21 protein-coding genes are annotated in these 19,938 nt (G+C 68.8%); 8 read left to right on the forward strand and 13 right to left on the reverse strand.

The window, feature by feature from the left end; translation table 11 throughout:
- Positions 1-762: a decaprenylphospho-beta-D-erythro-pentofuranosid-2-ulose 2-reductase gene (gene dprE2, locus ACLIVD_RS02190; protein WP_005248822.1), complete on the reverse strand. Its 762-nt coding sequence runs from the start codon at positions 760-762 to the stop codon at positions 1-3.
- Positions 762-2,195 carry a decaprenylphosphoryl-beta-D-ribose oxidase gene (gene dprE1, locus ACLIVD_RS02195; protein WP_005253221.1) on the reverse strand — a complete coding sequence of 478 codons (1,434 nt, stop codon included), beginning with the start codon at positions 2,193-2,195 and terminating at the stop codon, positions 762-764. The genes dprE2 and dprE1 overlap by 1 nt, the downstream gene beginning before the upstream one ends.
- A gap of 98 nt (positions 2,196-2,293) precedes the next feature.
- On the opposite strand from dprE1, the gene ACLIVD_RS02200 reads away from it, so the two are divergent.
- From ACLIVD_RS02200 to ACLIVD_RS02210, 3 genes are all read left to right on the forward strand, one after another.
- Positions 2,294-2,770, forward strand: coding sequence for a GtrA family protein (locus ACLIVD_RS02200; protein ID WP_280781864.1), 477 nt, complete (start codon positions 2,294-2,296; stop codon positions 2,768-2,770).
- A 122-nt stretch (positions 2,771-2,892) separates the two neighbouring features.
- The gene (locus ACLIVD_RS02205) at positions 2,893-3,801 is read left to right on the forward strand and encodes a PIN domain-containing protein (protein WP_491931867.1); all 909 of its coding nucleotides are present in this window, start codon (positions 2,893-2,895) and stop codon (positions 3,799-3,801) included.
- Between the two features lie 170 nt (positions 3,802-3,971).
- Entirely contained in the window at positions 3,972-5,009 is a 1,038-nt protein-coding gene (locus ACLIVD_RS02210) for an alpha/beta hydrolase (RefSeq protein WP_105414014.1), read from the forward strand.
- Here the strand turns inward: ACLIVD_RS02210 and ACLIVD_RS02215 are convergent, their stop codons facing one another.
- The 6 genes from ACLIVD_RS02215 to rfbA are packed head-to-tail and all read right to left on the reverse strand — an operon-like array spanning position 5,010 to position 9,398.
- The gene (locus tag ACLIVD_RS02215; protein ID WP_491931868.1) at positions 5,010-6,086 is read right to left on the reverse strand and encodes a S1C family serine protease; all 1,077 of its coding nucleotides are present in this window, start codon (positions 6,084-6,086) and stop codon (positions 5,010-5,012) included.
- A gap of 28 nt (positions 6,087-6,114) precedes the next feature.
- Entirely contained in the window at positions 6,115-6,522 is a 408-nt protein-coding gene (locus ACLIVD_RS02220; protein WP_105414012.1) for a TIGR03618 family F420-dependent PPOX class oxidoreductase, read from the reverse strand.
- Positions 6,523-6,537: 15 nt separating this feature from the next.
- Positions 6,538-7,347 carry an enoyl-CoA hydratase gene (locus ACLIVD_RS02225; RefSeq protein WP_105414011.1) on the reverse strand — a complete coding sequence of 270 codons (810 nt, stop codon included), beginning with the start codon at positions 7,345-7,347 and terminating at the stop codon, positions 6,538-6,540.
- Between the two features lie 22 nt (positions 7,348-7,369).
- Positions 7,370-7,876: an SRPBCC family protein gene (locus ACLIVD_RS02230; RefSeq protein ID WP_491931869.1), complete on the reverse strand. Its 507-nt coding sequence runs from the start codon at positions 7,874-7,876 to the stop codon at positions 7,370-7,372.
- A gap of 57 nt (positions 7,877-7,933) precedes the next feature.
- Positions 7,934-8,521: a dTDP-4-dehydrorhamnose 3,5-epimerase family protein gene (locus ACLIVD_RS02235; protein ID WP_280781860.1), complete on the reverse strand. Its 588-nt coding sequence runs from the start codon at positions 8,519-8,521 to the stop codon at positions 7,934-7,936.
- Between the two features lies 1 nt (position 8,522).
- Complete coding sequence (gene rfbA, locus ACLIVD_RS02240; protein WP_283353590.1) at positions 8,523-9,398, reverse strand: glucose-1-phosphate thymidylyltransferase RfbA; 876 nt, start codon at positions 9,396-9,398, stop codon at positions 8,523-8,525.
- A gap of 63 nt (positions 9,399-9,461) precedes the next feature.
- On the opposite strand from rfbA, the gene rfbB reads away from it, so the two are divergent.
- Positions 9,462-10,466, forward strand: coding sequence for a dTDP-glucose 4,6-dehydratase (gene rfbB, locus ACLIVD_RS02245; RefSeq protein WP_317569579.1), 1,005 nt, complete (start codon positions 9,462-9,464; stop codon positions 10,464-10,466).
- Here the strand turns inward: rfbB and ACLIVD_RS02250 are convergent.
- The 3 genes from ACLIVD_RS02250 to ACLIVD_RS02260 form a co-directional block, all read right to left on the reverse strand.
- Positions 10,456-11,247 (reverse strand): class I SAM-dependent methyltransferase, encoded by a 792-nt coding sequence (locus ACLIVD_RS02250; protein WP_317569578.1) that lies wholly within the window; start codon positions 11,245-11,247, stop codon positions 10,456-10,458. The two genes, rfbB and ACLIVD_RS02250, sit on opposite strands and share 11 nt — an antisense overlap.
- A gap of 10 nt (positions 11,248-11,257) precedes the next feature.
- Entirely contained in the window at positions 11,258-12,250 is a 993-nt protein-coding gene (locus ACLIVD_RS02255) for a lysylphosphatidylglycerol synthase transmembrane domain-containing protein (RefSeq protein ID WP_317569577.1), read from the reverse strand.
- A 69-nt stretch (positions 12,251-12,319) separates the two neighbouring features.
- Positions 12,320-13,039 (reverse strand): DapH/DapD/GlmU-related protein, encoded by a 720-nt coding sequence (locus ACLIVD_RS02260; RefSeq protein ID WP_491931870.1) that lies wholly within the window; start codon positions 13,037-13,039, stop codon positions 12,320-12,322.
- 104 nt (positions 13,040-13,143) lie between these two features.
- On the opposite strand from ACLIVD_RS02260, the gene ACLIVD_RS02265 reads away from it, so the two are divergent.
- Both ACLIVD_RS02265 and ACLIVD_RS02270 read left to right on the forward strand, forming a co-directional pair.
- Positions 13,144-14,244, forward strand: a complete 1,101-nt coding sequence (locus ACLIVD_RS02265; RefSeq protein ID WP_491931871.1) for a DegT/DnrJ/EryC1/StrS family aminotransferase — start codon at positions 13,144-13,146, stop codon at positions 14,242-14,244.
- A complete protein-coding gene (locus ACLIVD_RS02270; protein ID WP_283353584.1) occupies positions 14,244-15,209 on the forward strand; it encodes a Gfo/Idh/MocA family protein in 966 nt (321 codons plus the stop codon). Before ACLIVD_RS02265 ends, ACLIVD_RS02270 begins: the two co-directional genes overlap by 1 nt.
- On the opposite strand, the gene ACLIVD_RS02275 is transcribed toward ACLIVD_RS02270, so the two are convergent.
- Entirely contained in the window at positions 15,199-16,155 is a 957-nt protein-coding gene (locus tag ACLIVD_RS02275) for an NAD(P)/FAD-dependent oxidoreductase (RefSeq protein WP_491931872.1), read from the reverse strand. The genes ACLIVD_RS02270 and ACLIVD_RS02275 overlap by 11 nt on opposite strands.
- Before the next feature lie 115 nt (positions 16,156-16,270).
- Here ACLIVD_RS02275 and ACLIVD_RS02280 point away from each other — a divergent pair, with 115 nt between their 5' ends.
- Both ACLIVD_RS02280 and ACLIVD_RS02285 read left to right on the forward strand, forming a co-directional pair.
- Positions 16,271-16,864, forward strand: a complete 594-nt coding sequence (locus ACLIVD_RS02280) for a helix-turn-helix domain-containing protein (protein WP_280781959.1) — start codon at positions 16,271-16,273, stop codon at positions 16,862-16,864.
- Between the two features lie 61 nt (positions 16,865-16,925).
- Complete coding sequence (locus ACLIVD_RS02285; protein WP_317569570.1) at positions 16,926-17,777, forward strand: SGNH/GDSL hydrolase family protein; 852 nt, start codon at positions 16,926-16,928, stop codon at positions 17,775-17,777.
- Here ACLIVD_RS02285 and ACLIVD_RS02290 read toward each other — a convergent pair.
- Positions 17,749-19,932, reverse strand: coding sequence for a glycosyltransferase family protein (locus ACLIVD_RS02290; protein ID WP_491932838.1), 2,184 nt, complete (start codon positions 19,930-19,932; stop codon positions 17,749-17,751). The genes ACLIVD_RS02285 and ACLIVD_RS02290 overlap by 29 nt on opposite strands.
- Between the last annotated feature and the right edge of the window lie 6 nt (positions 19,933-19,938).

Below are 19,938 nucleotides of genomic sequence, written 5' to 3' on the forward strand. Positions count from 1 at the left end.
TTAGATGGGCAGCTTCTTGAAGATCGGTCGCGGGATGTGCCGCAGGATCATCATCACGTAGCGGAAGGCGCCCGGCGCCCACACGAGATCCTTGCCCTTCTCCGCCGACGTGACGGCGAGCTTGGCCACGTCTTCCTTGTTCACGGTGAGCGGGGCTTCCTTCACGTCCGCGGACATGCGGGTGCGGACCTGGCCGGGACGGATGACGAGGACGCGCGGACCGAACTCGCGCAGCGCCTCACCGAGTCCGAGGTAGAAGCCGTCGAGTCCGGCCTTGGTGGATCCGTACACGAAGTTGGAGCGGCGCACGCGCTCGCCCGCGGCGGACGACATGGCGATGATCTGGCCGAAGCCCTGTGCCTTCATCTTCTCGCCCACGAGCACGCCCACCGACACCGCGGCCGTGTAGTTGACCTCGGCGATCTGGACGGCCTTGCGCTGGTTCTGCCACAGTTCCTCGGCGTCGCCGAGCAGGCCGAACGCGACGATGGCGACGTCGACGTCGCTCTTCGCCCACGCCTCGTCGATGACCTTCGGGTGGCTCTCGGTGTCGACGGCGTCGAAGTCGATGACGTCGACGGCGTTGGCGCCGGCCGCTTTCAACTGGGCGACGGCGGCATCGCGACCGGGATCACCCGGCAGCGCGGCGAGGATCACCCGCATCGGCGCCTTCTTCAGGTACTCCTCGCAGATCGCGAGACCGATCTCGGAGGTGCCACCGAGCAGCAGCAGAGTCTGGGGGTTCCCGACAGCGTTGATCACTAGAGTTCCAACCTTCTGGACATATCGGAGGCGAAGACATTGGTGGGGTCGTACTTGCGGCGGGTGGCGATCCACTCGTCGATCCGCGGGTACATGGCGTGGAAGGTCTCGGCGGTGGTCCGCGAGTCCTTGGCCGTGTAGAGGCGGCCGCCGAACTTCAGGACCCGCTTGTCGAGTTCGGTGACGAACTCGTTCAGGCCCGGCTTGATGCGGAAGTCGACACAGATGTTCCAGCCCGGGATCGGGAAGCTCAGCGGGGCCTGGTTGCCCTCGCCGAACAGCTTGAACACATTGAGGAACGAGTAGTGCCCCGACTTCTGGATGTCGCGGATGATGGCCTTGAATTCCTCGACCGCGGTGGTCGGCACCACGAACTGGTACTGCAGGAACCCGTTGGATCCGTAGGCGCGGTTCCACTCACCGAACATGTCGAGCGGGTGGTAGAACTGCGTCAAGTTCTGAACCTTGTCGCGGTAGGTGCCGGACTTCCGGAACCACAGCTCGCCGATCATCGAGAAGTTGAACTTGTTGGCAAGGCCGTTCGGGAAGACGTCCGGGAACGTCAGCAGCTGCGGGGCATCGAACGCGAGGGGGTTCTTCTGCAGCTTGGCCGGCAACTGGTCGAGCTTCGCGAGCGAACCGCGGGAGATCGCCGCGCGACCCAGCTTCGGCGGCGCCGCGATGGCGTCGAACCAGGCGCTCGAGTACTCGTAGTTGGATTCGCTGCCGTCGCTGTGCAGCGCGATGGTCTCGTCGAGCGTCTGGGTGACGTCGCCGTCGGCGATGAAGTACGCCGTCTCGGTGGGCGTCATCTTGATGGTCGCCTTGAGGATGATGCCCGTCAGGCCCATGCCGCCGATCGTCGCCCAGAACAGCGCGCCCTTGGGGTCGTTGCGGCCGCCCTTCGGCGTCAGCGTGCGCACCTTGCCGTCGGCGGTGAGCAGGTCCAGCGACACCACATGGTTGCCGAAGCTGCCGGCGCTGTGATGGTTCTTGCCGTGGATGTCGGAGCCGATGGCGCCGCCGATGGTGACCTGCCGGGTGCCCGGCAGCACCGGAACCCACAGACCGAACGGCAGGGCCGCCTTCATCAGCTGGTCCAGGTTGACGCCCGCGTCAACCTCCACCAGGTGGGTGTCGCGGTCGATGCGGTGGATCCGGTTCAGCGCATTCATGTCGATGACCAGGCCACCGGCGTTCTGCGCCGGGTCGCCGTAGGAGCGGCCGAGGCCGCGGGCGATCACCCCACGCTGCAGGTGAGCGGGCTTCGACTCGTTCTGCTCCGCGACCTGGGCGACCGCTCGCGCGATCACTTCCACGTCGGGAGTGGACAGCACCTGCGCGGTGGTGGGCGCGGTGCGTCCCCAGCCGGTGAGGGTGCGGGTCTGTGTGGGGAGCGCCTGGGTGGGCGTCTCTTCTGCTGTCGTGGACATCGAGGTAGAGGGTACCCGGAGGCCGGCCCCGCGGGCCCGTGCGTGCTTATCCACCGCACGCGGTCGACAAGTACTCACGGGGCGCTAGCCTCGTCGTCGTGTCAGAAACCCAGCCGAGTCACGAGCACGAACCGCACGTTCCGCTCCCCGTCGAGATCCCCGTCACCGAAAACATCGCGGACGACGCACTGGACCTGAAGACGCAGATCATCCGTTTCGTCCTGACCGGCGGATTGTCGGCGATCGTCGACTTCGGCCTGTACGTCCTGCTGTTCGAAGTGGTCGGGCTCCCCGTGAACGTGGCGAAGTCGATCAGCTTCATCGCGGGCACCACCACCGCGTACCTGATCAACCGCCGGTGGACGTTCAAGGCCGAACCGAGCCGTGCCCGCTTCGTGGCCGTCGTCGTCCTCTACGCGGTCACGTTCGCCGTGCAGGTGGGCCTCAACTGGGTGATGTATCACGCTTTCCCCGACGAATGGTGGCGTCTGCCGCTTGCGTTCGTCATCGCCCAGGGCACGGCGACGGTCATCAATTTCGTCGTGCAGCGCGCGGTGATCTTCAAGATCCACTAGGGCCTGCCGGGCAACCACACGGCAATGCCCCGATGGGTGCTGCGATGACCCCGATCCGGGTGTTTCGGTAACGACTCAGCAACTTCTCTGGCGCGGCAGGCGTGTTCGGTGAGAATCGATCAATGCTGATTGTTCTCGACACCTCGGCCGTCACACGAGACGCGCGCTTCGAGACGTTCGTCCGCGACGCCCTCGACCACGGCGGCCGGGTGCTCGTTCCCCGCCTCGTCCTCGTCGAGGTAGCGCACCGGTACCAGCGGGAATCCGTCGCCATGATCGACGCCCTGACCGTCCAGGCGCGGATGTACGACCGGCTCGGGCTCCGGGAGGACCTGTCGGTCTTCGTGGACGCCGCCCGGGCCAAGGCCGACGGGTACGTCGACTCGCTCGCCCGGCAGCTGGAGGCGATGGGCTGCGACGTAATCGAGCCGGCCCACGTATCGCACCTCGACATCGCCGGTCGCGAGTTGCAGCGTCGTCGCCCGTACGTGGACAAGAAGCGGTACGGCTACACCGCCACGGTGAACTGGCTGACGGTCCTGGACATCGCCGATCGCCGCCCGTCCGAGGACGTGGTGTGGGTCAGTGCGAACTCCCGGGCGTTCGGCAGCGGCGAACCCTCGACGTGGCACGACGAAATCTGGGCCGAGCTGCAGGACCGCGGCCTCGAGAACCGGGTGCGGTGGGTGGTCGATCTCGACGACGTCGATCTCCGGGACACGGACGTGCCTCGCCGCGAGCGGGTCTTCGAACCGGTCCTGCCGCCGCCGCCCGCGATCGCGGTGCCGGCTCCGCTCCCGCCCCGGCCTCCCCTCCCGCCCCGGGCACCCGTAGCGACTCCCGACACCGTCGAACCCCCGGCCGCGACGCTTCCCCCCGTGCACGTGGCACGACCCCGGGTGGCGCCGCAGCGGATCCTGCCCTCGGGCAACGCGGACACCGGCGGGCGTCGCGGCATCGGCAGGATGATGGGCGGACGAAAGCGCAAGGTCACCGTGGTGGACGAGCTCGACGAGCTCGATTTCGGCTGAGTCGACCCCTCGATGGCCCACTTGCCACGCCTGCGATAACGATTCGGGCAAAGGGGATAACGACTTGGGGCCGAAGCCACCATGAGTGACACACGACCGCGGCGGGTACCCCAAGGTTGAAGTTACGTATCCGTCAACGGCGACGGGTACCGGCGACCAGGGGAGAAGGCATGAAATCTGTGCCGAACGACCGCAAGCCGTCCGCGCAGCAGCGGAGCGGGACACCGATCGTCCAGTACCGTTCGGGGGCGAGGCTCGCGGGGCCGAGTATCGAATCCCAGGTTCTCTACCAGGCGTGCAGGTGGTTTCTCCGGCCTGTGGTGCGGATGGCCCCGATCAACGAATCGGCGATTCGCAGGGCCGCGTTGCTGGACTTGGCGGCGGGGATCCGTCCCGCGTCCGGAATTCGCCGACAGAAGGTGCGACTGCCCGGATTCGACGCGGAGATCGTGCGCGCGCCGGGGGTGTCTCCGGATCTGGGTGACGGTGTAGTCCTCTACCTGCACGGCGGCGGGTTCCTGTGTTGCGGGCTGAACACGCATCGGCCGGTGGTCGCGACGATCGCGAAGCTGACCGGGCTGCCGGTGATGCACGTCGGCTACCGGCAACTGCCCGACACGAACATCAGCGGTTCGGTCGACGACTGCCTGACGGCGTACAAGTGGTTGCTGGAGAACGGAGCCCGCGCGGGCGGGACGGTGTTCGCCGGCGACTCGGCCGGCGGGTTCCTCGTCTTCGCGACCGCGCTGAAGGCCCGCGAGGAGGGCGTCGATCTGCCCGCCGGCCTGGTCGGACTGTCGCCGCTGCTGGACCTGGACTGCGCAGACAAGCTGGTGCACGCCAATGCCGCCCGCGACGTGTTCGCGCCCGTGGAGGCGCTCGTCACCATCGGCAAGCTCGGCGGCGAGGTGGACGGCGTGCTCGACCCCGCGCTGTCGCCCGTGAACGGGACTCTCGAGGGTCTGCCGCCTGCGCTGCTGGTCGCTGCGGAAGGTGAGGTGCTGAGGTCGGATTCGGAGCTGATGGCGTATCGGCTGAGCGCTGCGGGTGTTCCGACGACGCTGCAGATCTGGGACGGCCAGGTGCACGCGTTCCCGGCGTTGTGGCCCGGTCTGCCGGAAAGCCGTGCGGTGCTTCGGCGTATCGCGCGTTTCGTCACGACACGCGTGCGACCGGACGACGGTGTCGCCCGGGACAAGACCGCCTGACTACCGCGGCGGGCCTTTCTCGAGCACGATCGTCGTCGATCGCTGTTGTCCACTCTCGTCGAACCAGCGCACCGCGACCTCGTCGCCGGGGTGCCGCGCGATCATGCGTTCGCTGAGATCGTCCGAGGACCGGACGGGTGTTCCGTCGAATTCGGTGATGACGTCTCCGATCTCGATGCCGGCGTCGTCGGCGGGGGTGCCGATGCTGACCCAGAGCACTTCGGCGCCCCGATCGTCGTCGGTGACGCTGATCCCGAGGAGAGGGGTGTCGCCGATGTGCACGGTGGCGGACGTGGTTCCGGCGCGGACCTGATCGACGATCGTCATCGCGATGTCGATGGGCACCGCATACGATCTCGGCTGAATGGGAGCGGGTTTCGTGGGGTCGGAGTCGGCGTTGCCCGCGGTGTTGACGCCGATGACGGCGGCGGTGGCGTCGACGAGGGGGCCGCCGGAGTCGCCGGGACGTACGGCCGCGTCGATCTGGATCAGCCCGTTCAGCCGGTTCCGGGAACCGTCGGTGGAACTGCGGGCGGTGATCGTCTGCTCGACGTCGGTCACGAACCCGCGGGCCGCCACCGGAACCCCGCCTCCCTCCGCGTTACCCACCGCGGTCACCGGGTCGCCGATTCCGATGGCGGTGTCCTTCGCGAGGGTCGCCACCGGGAGGTCGCCCGCGCCCTGGAGCCGGAGTACCGCGACATCGCGGGAACTGTCGTACCCGAGGACGTCCGCGACGTACTCCGCACCGTTGCCCAGGCTCACCGCGCTGATGTCGAGGGCGCCGTCGATCACGTGATGGTTGGTGAGGACGACGCCGTCGGGGGTGAGCACGATCCCCGTTCCCGCGGTTTCGACGAGACCCGAATCCGCGACGAGGGTGACGATCGCCGGGACCGCCCTGGCCTCGACCTCCTCCGGGGTCAGGACCACGGGCGGCGGCGGAGGAGGCGCTGCGGGCTGAGCGACCGTCGCCGCGGGCGTTCCCGGTTCGCGGACCGGTGGTGCGCTCAGCAGCAGGCTGCCGATCACCGCCGTGGCCACGGCGAGGACCGTTGCGACGCGGGGGGTCATCATGCCCGGTTGTCGTCGTCGCGGAGTCGGTTCAGGACTGTTTCAGCGATCCCCAGCCGTGCCAGGTGTCGATCTCGATCCAGGCGCTGACCCGTTTGCGGTCGCGGACGGGGTACGGCTTGCCGGTGTAATGCGTCGCGAGGCGGTCGATGTCGGCGAGTTCTTCGTCGTCCACGAACTCGGCCACCCGGCCCTGGACGCTGACGTGGGTGATCCAGTCGTCGGGGTCCATCGCGGTGAGGCTGACGCGGGGGTCGCCGCGCAGGTAGTCCAGGCGTCGACGCTCGGCGTCCATGTTGACCAGCACCCTGCCGTCTTCGAACAGGTACCAGGTGGCCACGGACACGGGCTGGCCGTCGGGTCGGACGCAGGCGATGGTGGCGTAATTGGGCCGAGCGAACATCTCGGCGGCTTTCGGTGTCAGAGGTGGCTTCGACATGTCCGAAAGATACTCCTAGCGCCGGTCCCGGAACCGGGGTTCGCGCTTGTCCTTCCGCGCGGCGGTGGCCTCCTCGAAGTTGTCGGTCAGCAGCCGCACCAGCAGCTGCCCGAGTCCCTCCTGGTGGATGTGGGCTTCGAGTGAGGCGGCGTCGAGCCCGGACCACAGCGTGCGCTTCGTCAGTTCCAGGCCCGGCCGGGAGAACCGCGACATGCGCTCGGCGAGGTCGAAGCATTCGTCCAGGAGGTCCTCGCCGGGCACGCACCGCGACACGAGTCCGATCCGCTCGGCCTCGTCGGCGTGCACGTCGCGACCGGACAGCATGATCTCGAACGCCCGGGACGAGCCGATCGCCCGGGGCAGCAGGTAGCTCAGGCCCAGTTCGCTCGCGGTCAGGCCGTTGTTGATGCCCGCCGCCCGGAAGTAGGCGTCGTCTGCCGCGATCCGGATGTCGGAGGCGAGCGCCAGGCACAGGCCGCCGCCGATGGCCGCGCCGTTGACCGCGCTGATCACCGGCTGGTGCATCCGGCGGAGCGAGAGCACCACGTTGTCGAGCATCTCCATGGCCCGCAGGGCGACGGTCGGCGGGGTGAGTCCGTCGACGTGGGGGAGCGTGCCCGCGGATCTCTGGTCGGCGCCGGAGCAGAAGCCGCGGCCGGCGCCGGTGATCACCACCGCGCGCACCGCGTTGTCGTTGCTGATCTTCTCCAGCGCGTCGCGGAACGGGATCATCACGTCGAACGCCATCGCATTCATGCGTTCCGGGCGGTTGAGCGTTACCAGGGCGATGCCCGGCCGGGGGTGGTCGACGACGACGAAGTTCACGCACTCGATACTAGAACACGTTTCAATTCTGTGGATCGATTTGTGGTCGCGGACGCCCGGGGGCGACCGTGCGCGCGAGGATGCCCAGCGTCGCGCGCAGGGCGTTCTCGGAAATCACCGGGAAGATCCCGGACTCGCGCCACACCGGGTCGATGGACGACCAGTCGTAGAACGAGGTCACCATCGTTCCCTCGTCGATCGGCTCGAGCCGGTACCCGTACACGTGCCCGATCTGCGGCCGGATCTGGCCGAGAACCTTCCAGGAGATCTCCCGGTCGGGCACGAACGTCTCGATCGTGACCGTCACGTCGTAGAGACCGAGGTCGAAGTCGTTCAACGCGTCGCGGTCCATGTGCACGACGAACGTGTTGCCCGCCGCCGTGACGTGGTCCCCTTCCGCGGACATCAGCATCCCGGAACTGTCGATCGCCACGTGTCCCGCGGGATCGCAGAGGAGGCCGAAGATCGTCGCCGGGTCCGCGGCGACAGCCCGCCGGACCTCCAACCGCTCGCCGGTGTCAGTTGTCATGTCCGCATCCTGCCACCCCATGTGAGTGCCATCGAGTGCTCGGGCACGCAAAAACACTCACATGGGGTAGGTGGGCAGCACTCCGGCGTCCAGGGCCTGCTTCAGAGACGGTGCGGCCGAATCCTTCTCGGACAGCTGGAACGTCAGCGGGCTGCCGTCCCGGCCCACCGTGGGCCAATCGATTCCCAGTTCGGGATCGAGTGGGTGGAGGTCGTGGTCGAGGGCGGGGGTGTACTCGATCGAGCACAGGTACATCACGGTCGACGCGTCCTCGAGGGACAGGATCGCGTGGCCGACACCGGCCGGAAGGTAGACCGCACGGCGGTCGACGTCGTCGATGAGCACCGAATCCCACTGCCCGAACATCGGCGACCCGACGCGCAGGTCCACGATGACGTCGAGGAACGCACCCTTGACGCAGGTGACGTATTTCGCCTGCCCGGGCGGGTTGTCGGTGAAGTGGATGCCGCGCAGGACACCGGCGGCGGACACCGAGCAGTTGGCCTGCGCGAGTTCGAGGCTGTGCCCGACGGCGGCCTCGAACTCCGAGCCCTTGAACCATTCGAGGAACACGCCGCGGTCGTCGCCGAACTGCCGCGGGGTGATCTCCCAGGCGCCCGGAACCTTCAGTTCCCGATACTCCACGTCACCAGTCCTTGCCGCGTTCGAGAAGTTCGAGGAGGTAGTCCCCGTATCCGGACTTGCCGAGAGTGTCGGCGCGGGCGCACAATTCGGCGTCGGTGATGAACCCGCGGCGCCACGCGACCTCTTCCGGAACGCCGATCTTCAGCCCCTGCCGGTGTTCGAGCGTGCGCACGAAGTTCGCCGCCTCGAGCAGCGAATCGACGGTGCCGGTGTCGAGCCAGGCGGTTCCGCGGGGAAGCACCTCGACCTGTAGCCGTCCGGCCTGCAGGTACGCCTGGTTGACGTCGGTGATCTCGTACTCGCCGCGGTCCGACGGCCTCAGGTCGCGCGCGATCGACACGACGTCGTTGTCGTAGAAATACAGCCCGGGGATCGAGAAGTTCGACTTCGGGGTGGCAGGCTTCTCCTCGATCGACATCGCCCGGCCCGTGTCGTCGAATTCGACCACACCGTAGGAACTGGGATCGGATACCCAGTAGGCGAACACGGCGCCGCCGTCGATGTTCTCGAAGCGGTTCAGCCGGGAACCGAGTCCGGGGCCGTAGAAGATGTTGTCGCCGAGGACGAGGGACACGGACTCGTTGCCGATGTGGTCGGCGCCGAGCACGAACGCCTGCGCCAGGCCGTTCGGTTCCTCCTGCACCTTGTACGTGAGGTTCACCCCGAACTGGGAGCCGTCGCCGAGGAGCCGGCGGAACTGCTCCGCGTCGTGCGGGGTGGTGATGACGAGGATGTCCCGGATGTTGGCCAGCATCAGGGTGGAGAGCGGGTAGTAGATCATCGGCTTGTCGTAGACCGGGACCAGTTGCTTGCTCACTCCGAGAGTGATCGGGTGCAACCGGGACCCGGTACCGCCTGCCAGGATGATTCCGCGCATGTGCGCAGTGTTCCAGTGTTCGCGTCGGATAGAAACTCGGGCGCGCCACTAGGGTGGGTGCACATGAGGCTTCTCGTGACAGGCGGCGCCGGGTTCATCGGTGCGAATTTCGTGCACCAGACGGTCGCCGAGCGCCCGGACGCGCAGGTGACGGTGCTCGACGCGCTGACGTACGCCGGCAACCGGCGGTCGCTCGACCCGGTGGCCGACCGCATCGAGTTCGTGCACGGCGATGTGGCGGATTTCGCGCTGGTGGACCGTCTGGTCGCGGACTCGGACGCGGTGGTCCACTTCGCCGCGGAATCGCACAACGACAATTCGCTGGCCGATCCGACGCCGTTCGTGCAGACGAACGTGATGGGCACGTTCTCGCTGTTGCAGGCCGTCCGCGCACACGACGTCCGGTATCACCACATCTCCACCGACGAGGTGTACGGCGACCTCGAACTGGACGACCCCGAGCGTTTCACCGAGTCGACCCCGTACAACCCGTCGAGCCCGTACTCGGCCACCAAGGCATCCAGCGATCTGCTGGTGCGGGCCTGGGCGCGGTCGTTCGGGGTGCGGGCCACCCTGTCGAACTGTTCCAACAACTACGGCCCGTACCAGCACGTCGAGAAGTTCATTCCGCGCCAGATCACCAACCTGATCGACGGGGTGCGCCCCCGCCTGTACGGCAGCGGGAAGAACGTGCGCGACTGGATCCACGTCGACGACCACAATTCGGCCGTCTGGACGATCCTGGAGAAGGGGAGTCTCGGTCAGACGTATCTGATCGGCGCGGACGGCGAGGTCGACAACCGGACCGTCGTCGGAACGCTGCTCGAACTGTTCGGCCGCGACGCCGACGATCTCGACTTCGTCACCGACCGCCCGGGCCACGACCTGCGCTACGCGATCGATTCGACGCGGCTGCGCACCGAACTCGGCTGGACGCCGCAATACAAGGATTTCCGCAGCGGGCTCGAGGCCACCGTGCGGTGGTATCGCGACAACGAGTCGTGGTGGCGGGCGCAGAAGGAATCCGCGGAGAAGGCGTACGCGGCCACGGAATCCGTCATCGGCTGACGGTTCCGCGGAACGCCCACGCTCTCGCGGTCAGTGCGATCCGGCCTGCGTCGTCGCGCCTCGAGCGGGAATCGAGCAGGTCGCGCAGCGCGTCTCGCCGCAAGGCGGGCAGGGACGCGCAGTACCCGGGCGCCGGTCCCTGCCCGCCCAGAAACGGGAGCCAGAAATCGTCGAAGTCGGCGAACACGGTCGGCACGTCGAGCGGGTGCACCTCTACCCCGGCCAGCCCCGCGGTGGACAGCGCATCGCGGAGCGGCTGCGGCCGGCAGAGCGGGAAACGGACGCCCTCGTCGAGGTTCGCCGTCGCCTCGTCGAGTTCGCGCGCGGCGTCCCAGAACGCGCGAATCATCTGCATCCCCTCGGCGTAGTCCCACACGTACCCGGCGACCGTCCCGCCGGTTCGCGTGACTCGGCACATCTCGGCGAGCCCATCGATCGGATGGGGAACGAAATTGAGGACCAGCCCGGACACCACGCGGTCGAACTCGCCGTCCTCGGCTGGGATGGATTCGGCGGTGCCCGACCGGACGTCGAACCGGGGATCGTCCGTGCCGGCCCGAGCCGCCGCCGCGAAGGGCCGCGACGGTTCGACGCCGACCACCCGGGCCGGATCCGCCGTGCGGAGAACGGTGTGGGCGAGGGCGCCCGTTCCGCAACCCACGTCGCACCACATCTCGTCCGGGCCCGCGGCCAGCCACCGCAGGAACTGCGTTGCGACCGGCCGGCTCCAGCGGCCGATGTAGCGCTCGTACGCGGGATCGATCTCCCAGGCGTCCGTCATCGCGATCTCCTCAGGACGGCTGCGGTACCCGGGAATCCTCGTGGACGAGGGCGTTGCGCAGCGAACGGGAACCGGCGATCGCGGCGACGAACCCGGCGAGCACCTCGCACAGCGTGAACACCAGGCGTGACGCGAGGGCCAGCCCGAGCGCGACCCCGCTGTCCATGAACGGGGACAGCGCCGCGACGACGACGGCCTCGCGGACCCCGATGCCGGACGGCGCGACCACCACCAGCACGCCGGCGCACATGCCGAGGGCGATCGCGCCGATGCACTGGACCAAGGTGCCCGCCGCGAATCCCACCGAACTCGACGCGAGGAACCAGAGGTGCACGCCGTAGAGGACCCAGCTGACGGCGCACCAGCCGAGGGCCCGCGCGATCTTGTGCATCGTCAGCTGCCGCTGCAGCGGGGCGCGCCGCAGGATCCGCAGGGCGAGGTTCACCAGCCGGGTGAGGACCGGTGGATAGCAGCAGACGAGGGCGATCGGGACGAGAACGATCACCGCGACCGCCGCGACGGTGCTGATATGGAACAGGGCGGGCAGCGCCAGCAGCCCGACGACCAGCGCCGACGTGATGCTCAGCCCGACGGTGACGAGGACGGCGACGAATCCGTTGGCCCGCGACACCCCGGCCCGGCGCACGAGCTCGGTCTGGAGGACGAACGCCCACACGCTGCCCGGCAGATACTTGCCGAGCTGACCGACCAGGTAGCAGCGGGCGGCGTCGAAGGCGGGGATCGGGTGTTCGAGGGCGCCGAGCGCGTGCTGCCATGCGCGCACCGCCGCGCCCATGCCGAGGAAGACGAACACCGCGGAGACGGCGAGGGCCCACCAGTCCAGCTGGGTGATCGTGTCCCTGACCTCGGCCCACTGCGATTTCACGGCGAACGCGACGGCGACGACGATCGCGAGGGTGACGAGGATCCGCAGCGCGTTCATCAGGACGGCGCGACCGCCGCGGTCCGGGACGATCTCGGGATCGGCGTCCACGAGGACCACCCCCTCACCGGCAGTGCGCTGCGACGGTGCAGCGTTCGTTTCCGACGATAGCAATCGGCGGGCGCCGGATCAGGAAACGAGCGGTTTCACCGCCAGCTCCCGCCACCAGGCGAACGCGCCGGCGAGCGACTGGGGGAGTTCCGCGTCGGCGTCGAGCCGCCCCGAGGCGTACAGCGCCGCCACGGCCGCGATGTCCCGGTCGGCGATCCCGGCGCGGCTCATGCCCACCCGGTTGGTGCCGCGCAGGCCGGCGGGATTGCCGAACACCGTGGCGAACGGCGGAATGTCCTTGGCGACGACCGATCCCATTCCGACCATCGCGCGCGCACCGATCACCCGCCGCTGATGCACCACCGCGCTCATGCCGAGATTGACGCCGTCGCCGAGGGTCACGTGACCGCCGAGGGTGCTGGACGGCGAGAGGACGCAGTCTTCGCCGATCCGGACGTCGTGCTCGACGGACGTGTGGTTCATGACGAATCCGCCGCGCCCGATGGTCGTCGGCCGCTCGGCGCCCTGCTGGACGGCGCTCATCTCCCGGATCACGGTGCCCGCGCCGATCACGACCCCCTGGTGCGGGCTGATCTCCGTCCACGTGCGGGGATGGGTCTTCCCGATCCATTCCGGCGGCGCCCCGAGCGTCGCGTGGGCGCCGATCCAGCAGTCGTCGCCGATGTCGAGCGGGCCGGTGAGGACGGCATACGGTCCGATGCTCACCCGGGCCCCGATCGTGACGCCGTCGCCTATCACGACGGTCGGGTGGATCTCGCAGTTTTCACCGATGGTCATGAAAGTTGGCGATTCCTTCCAGGAGCCGTGCAGACCGTGGGAACCTTCAAGAGGGTGCAATCTGTGAAGACGGTGTGAACGCACGTCAATCTATCGGAGGAACCGTGATCGCGATCTCGAGTATCTCTTTCGGAGAGGACGTCGAGCGCGAGGTTCTCGACACCCTGCGATCCGGGATGGTCGCGCAGGGACCGAAGGTCGCGAGGTTCGAGGTGGGGTTCGCCGAGCTCGTCGGCACCCGGCACGCCGTGGCCGTCAACAGCGGCACCACCGCGCTGATCGCGGCGCTGCGGGTGCTGGATCTCCAACCGGGCGACGAGGTGCTCACCACCCCGTTCACGTTCGTGGCCACGCTCAACGCGATTCTCGACTCCGGCGCGACGGCCCGGTTCGCGGACATCGGGGAGGCCGATTTCGCGCTCGACCCCGACGCCGCGGCGCAGTGCGTGAACGAGCGCACCCGGGTGCTGATGCCGGTGCATCTCTACGGGCAGACCGCGGACATGGGTGCGTTGATGCCGCTGGCCGGAACCGAGGGGCTCGCCGTCGTCGAGGACGCCGCCCAGGCACACGGTGCCACGTTCGACGGCAAGGGTGCGGGCAGTTTCGGGCTCGGCTGCTTCTCGTTCTACGCCACCAAGAATCTCACCACCGCCGAGGGCGGCATGGTCACGACGGACGACGACGCGGTGGCCGACCGGTTGCGGGTGCTGCGGAATCAGGGCATGCGCCGGCGCTACGAATACGAGATGGCGGGCCAGAACTTCCGGATGACGGATCTGCAGGCCAGTCTGGGGTTGCCGCAGCTGAGTTCCTATCTGCAACAGGTGGAGTCGCGCCGCCGCAACGCCGAAGCGCTGCAGACCGGGCTGAAGGACGTCGAAGGTCTCGTTCTGCCTTCGGAACTCGCGGGCCGCGGGCACGTGTGGCACCAGTTCACCGTGATCCTCGCGCCCGATGCGCCGATCGACCGCGACACCCTCGCGCAGCGCCTGAGCGATCGGGACGTCGGCAGCGGCGTCTATTACCCGAAAACCGTCTACGACTACGACTGCTACCGCGAGCATCCCCGCGTGATCGTCTCACCGACGCCGGTCGCGACGTCCGTGGCCCGCCGGTGCCTCAGCATCCCCGTTCACGCCGCACTTTCCACCGACGACGTCGACCGGATCGTCGCCGCGGTGCGCGAGGCGATGGAGGCGTGATGACGTCCACGCGACCGCGGATCGCGCTCGTCGGATCCGGCAAGATGGGTTCGCTGCACGCCCGCGTTCTCGCGCAGTCCCCGCTGTGTGACCTCGCCCTGCTCGTGGAACCGCGTGAGGAACACGGGCGGGAGGTCGCCGCACGGTTCGACACCACGTGGGCCGCGGATTTCGACGAACTGGACGGCATCGATGCCGCCGTCGTCGCGGCGGCGACACCCGCCCACTACGAGTTGGCGGGCCGCGTCCTCGACCTCGGCAAGCCGGTGCTCGTCGAAAAGCCGCTCGCCGCAACGTACGAGGAGAGCACCGATCTGGTGAAGCGCGCGGCCGCGACCGGTGTTCCGCTGATGTGCGGCCTGCTCGAGCGATACAACCCGGCGGTCCGGACGGCCCGCGAATTCGCCGGTGACGTGTGGCAGGTCAACGGAATCCGTCACTCGCCGTTCGTCTCCCGCATCCCCACCGGCGTCGCGACCGACCTGCTGATCCACGACGTCGACCTCGCGATCGGTTTCGTCGGGTCACCGCCCGTCGGCGTGAAGGCCGAGTTCGGGTACTTCCACGACAGTTCGCGGCGCAACGAGGCCGAGGACTGCGCGGAGGCGGTGCTGCGTTTCGAATCCGGTGCGGTGGCCACCATCTCGGCCAGCCGGGTGAGTCAGCGGAAGGTCCGGCAGTTGTCGCTGTTGGAGCCGGACCGCCTGATCGAGATCGACCTTCTGCGCCGCGACATCACCATCTACCGGCACATCGACGACGACCTGCCCGCCGACCGCGACGGCTACAAGCAGCAGACGGTGATCGAGATCCCCACCCTCCGCTACAGCGACGAACCCCTCGCCGCCCAGCTCGCGCATTACGTCGGGCTGATCGGCGGCGAGGGAGACGCCGACGCGGAGCGCGACTCGATCCTGCCCGCGCATCGCGTGGTCCACGAGGCGACGGTGTCGGCTACCGGCTGAGCGCTCCGGCGACCGCCAGGCGGGTGTCTTCCGCGATCAGGTCGGCGTTGAGTGCAGCCGCGGCACTCAGGCCGGCTCCGGCGGCGACGATCACCTGCGCCTTCGGGTCTGCGACGTTGCCGGCCACCCACACCCCCGGGACCTCGGTGGCGCCGGTCGCGTCGGCGGCGACGGCGGTGCCGATCACGTGTCCGGCCATCTCCATCTCGGTCGTGTCCAGGCCCAGGCTGGTGAGGAAGTCGGCGCGGGCCCGGAACAGGGGTGCGACCACTACGGCGGTCACGGGGAAGACCTGACCCGTGCGCAGCCGGACCCCGGTCAGCCGGTCGTCCTGCACGTCGAGCCCGGCCACACCGCCGTCGATCACGGCGATACCGCGTGCGGCGAGCTGCTCGTACTCCTCGCCGGTGGGTTCGTCCGCGTCGTTCAGGAACAGCGTCACGTTCTCTGTCCACTGTCGCCACATCAGAGCCTGGTGCACCGCCAGCGGACTGCCGGCCAGGACGCCGACCGGCTGGTCCCGGACCTCCCAGCCGTGGCAGTACGGGCAGTGCAGGACGTCGCGTCCCCAGCGCTCGGCCACCCCGGGGACATCGGGGAGCACGTCGACGAGGCCGGTGGTCACGAGCAGTCTGCGCGCCCGCACGGTCGCGCCGTCGGCGAGCGTCACCCGGAACTGGCCGTCCCCGACCTTGTCGGCGGACGTGACGGTGCCGGTCACGATCTCGCCGCCGTACCCGGCGACCTCCTCGCGTCCGATGGCCAGTAGTTCGCCGGGCGGGGTGCCCTCTCGGCCGAGGTAGTTGTGAATGTGCCCGGCCGGTGCGTTGCGGGGGGCGCCGGCGTCGATCACGAGCACCGAGCGGCGTGCCCGCGACAGGGTCAGTGCCCCGCCGAGTCCGGCCGCGCCGCCACCGACGACCACTACGTCGTAACTGTCTTCCATCGCGTTCTCCTTCGTTCGTCGACCTCGTGACGTCCACTGTCCGGGGAGCCAGCGAAACTGGCAAGCAAGTTTGCCGCTGTGGCAACATGTGGGTGTGAACGACGACGTACCCGATCTGGACGGCGTCCTCGACGCCGTGGGACCGCGGCTGAAAGCCCTCCGCCAGCAGCGCGGCGCGACCCTCGCCCAGCTGTCCGAATCCACCGGGATCTCGGTGAGCACCCTGTCGCGGCTCGAGTCCGGCCAGCGGAAACCCACTCTCGAGCTGATGCTCCTGCTGGCCCGCGCCCATCAGCTGCCCCTGGACGAACTCGTCGACGCACCCGCCACCGGCGACCCCCGCGTCCATCTGCGGCCCCTGGAGCGGAACGGCTCGACGATCATCCCGCTGACCCGCAGGCCCGGCGGGATCCAGGCGTTCAAGCACGTGATCCCGCCGGGTGACCCGAACGGCATCCCGAACCTGCAGGTCCACGAGGGCTACGAATGGCTGTACGTCCTGTCCGGCCGGCTGCGACTGCTGCTCGGCGAACACGACGTGATCCTGACCCCGGGGGAGGTCGCGGAATTCGACACCCACGTCCCGCACTGGTTCGGCAACCCCGGGCCGCAACCGGCGGAGATCCTCAGCCTGTTCGGTCCCCAGGGCGAGCGGGCGCACGTCCGCACGGTCCCGCGGGGAACGGCAGCCGAGCGCGACCGTCGGTAGAATTCGTCCGGACCGGTGACGAGCGCTCCCTCCGAGGCGCAGGACGTGATGGGGAGGCCCCGTGCGACGCTGGATTCTCGGTGTTCCCGTAGCGGTCCTGATTCCGTTCCTCGCCGGCTGTTCCACGACTGTGGCACCGCCCGTGGCGCAGCCGCAGCCACAATCGCCGCCCGCAGGTGCGACCCTCGTGGGCCTGGGGGATTCCATCCCGGCCGGTGACGGATGCCCCGGCTGCACGCCGTTCGTGGAACTGTTCGGCGATCAGCTGTCCGGCGACGACGCGCTGCCGGTGCAGGTCGCCAACCTGGGCGTCGGGGGCTGGACGAGCACCGACCTGCTCGACTCCCTCGAACCCGGCGAATACGACGCCGACGCCGTCCGCGACGCCGACCTCGTCACCGTCACGATCGGCGCCAACGACTTCTACGCCGAACTCGACGACTACCTGGACGGCGACTGCGGTGGCGATGACGGCCTCGGCTGCTTCGAACCCGTTCTCCCGCAGCTGCAGACCACGCTGACGTCCGTGCTCGACCGCATCGCCGAACTGCGGGCCGGGCAGCCGACCGCGGTGCTTGTCACCGGGTACTGGGACGTCTTCCCCGACGGCGACGTGGCCCGCGAGTTGTACGGCCCGCAGTTCCTCCGGGACAGCGCCGTGCTGACGTTGCGCGCCAACGACGTCATCTCGGAGGTCGCGGGTGCCGAGGGCGCCACCTACGTCGACCTGTTCAGCACGTTCAAGGGGACGTGGGGCGACGGCGACCCCACCGGACTGCTCGCCGACGACGGCGACCACCCGAACCAGATCGGACACCAGCTGATCGCCGACGCGTTGTCGTCCGCGGCGGTCGCGGGATCCGGTTCCACCGAGGCGTCGGCGTTCACGTCGTCCGAGTGGTCTCCGCGCTGAGCCTGCGCCTGCGCAGCACCGCATCGACGACGGACAGGATCAGCACCACGACCGTCGCGGCGCCGAACGCCGCCACGGACAGGTTCTGCCGCGGCGGCCGGAACGTCACGACCAGTTCGTGGTCACCCGGCGGCACCGGCACCTCGAGCAGACCGTGCCACCCCGCGGTCGCGTCCACCGGCTCGCCGTCGACGGTGGCCGAGTAGCCGGGCCACGCGAGGCGCGCGAACCAGACGGTGCCGCCGCTCCCTGCCACCCGCACTGTCTCCGTCGCCGCGCTCGTGTCGGACGAGAGCACCCGGACGCCGTCGGACGCGAACGCCACGCGTCCGGGCAGGGGCAGCGGCCGGTCCCGCTGCAACACCGTCCGGGAGTCGCTGCGTTCGGTGACGTGCCAGCCGGGTGGGGTCGGTGCCGTCGCGACCTCGGGCACGAGCCCGTGCTCCACGACGAGCGTCGACACCCGGAGGTAGTCGATCAGCGGGATCGGGATGTCCGCGTTCACCGGCTGCCAGAGCGCCCCGTACACCCCGGGGCAGACGGCGCCGCGGTAGTCCATGCACAGGGCTTCCTGGAACTCGGTGAACCCGATGCCGGTGTAGGCGTTGATGCTGCCCTCGACGGACGACGCCATGATCTCGTTGCCGAACAGAATCCGGCCGGCGGTGACGTCCTCGTGGGAGGTGTCGTCCAGGTCGGCGAGTTGCAGCACGGTGCCCTGGTAGCGGTCCGTCTGCTCGGACAGCACCGATGTACTCGCCGGGTCGACGCGGCTGTCGCGCTCGACGTCACGGGTGAGGGACCAGACCTGCGCGGCCGCCACCACCACGGTGCCCAGGACCAGGGCAGCGACGAGAGCATTCGGGCCCCGCGTGCGCCAGGCGGTGTACGCGAGCACGCACAGCGCCGCGACGAGCAGCGCGAACAGCGTGTGCCGCAGCGTCAGGGCGGGTGAGGACGAGAACGCCAGGTAGAAGCCCAGCGCGATCAGCACCGCCGACGCCGTCGCCCGGTGACGCACCCGGTCGCGAACGATGCCCAGCGACAGCGCGAGCGCCAGGCCGATCACCACGCACAGGTACAGGTATTCGACGAGCCGGATCGGCCACCGGAACATCCCGACGTTCGACGGTCCGAACGTGAAGAGGAAGTAGACGACCGCGATCACGAGCAGGCTGATCAGTGGTCGCCCGTGCGCGCGACGGAACTCCGCGGACGCGAACAGCGCGCGGATCCGGCCCCACGGCAGCCACGGCAGCAGCGGCAGCACGAACCACGCGAGGTACAGCGACGGGATCACCTCGACCGGCCCGCCGAACGTCATGATGACGGGGAGATACGACGGGCTGCTCATTCCCGCGAGGCCGCCGATCTGCGGCTGCAGGAACGTGTCGTTGAAGATGCCGGTGCTGCCGGCGCGGGTGGTGACGTCGACGCTGAGGAACAGCGGCAGGTACGTCACCAGCGCGGCGGTGCCCGCGCACGCGCCGGTGATCACCAGCACGAGCAACCGGAAGAACTGCCGCTGCGCGAGGAGGCCGATCCCGATGCCGAGGAGAACGACGACGGCGCCCAGGGCGGCGTACGGGTTGCCCATGCTCACCGTCAGTGCGCCGATCGCGAAGGTGACCAGCGGGTTCGTGCGACCGTGGGAGAGGCGGAGCGCCGACCACCAGAACAGCGTCACCCACGCGACGGCCATCATCCCGGACGGCCAGCCCGCCGCCTCGTAGAACAGGGTGAAACCGCTGAACGGAATGGTCAGTCCGGCGAGGATCGCGGGACCGCGGCGGGCGCCGTATTCGCGGCACAGCAGATACGTCGCGAGGGCGAACAGCGCGAGGAACTCGGCCATGATCACGAACGCCGCGACGGACAGGTTCTCGAAGTTCGCGGCCAGGACGTAGTTGGCCAGGTTGACCGGGTTGTAGAGGCCGTACGCGGCCTCGCCCGCATAGTTCCCGCCGATCCAGGCGTCGGGATTGACGGTGAGCCACCGCCCGGCCAGGAGTTCCGTGCCGATCCGGTGCCAGGACGGCACGAACGATTCCAGCATGTCGCCGCCGTAGTAGAAGCGGTCGTACACGATCCGGGGAATCGTCGCGATTGCCGCGGCAGCCACCGCGACCGCCAGTGCCACCATCCACTCGGGCATGCGGTG

The organism is Rhodococcus sp. G6(2025), assembly GCF_058628105.1.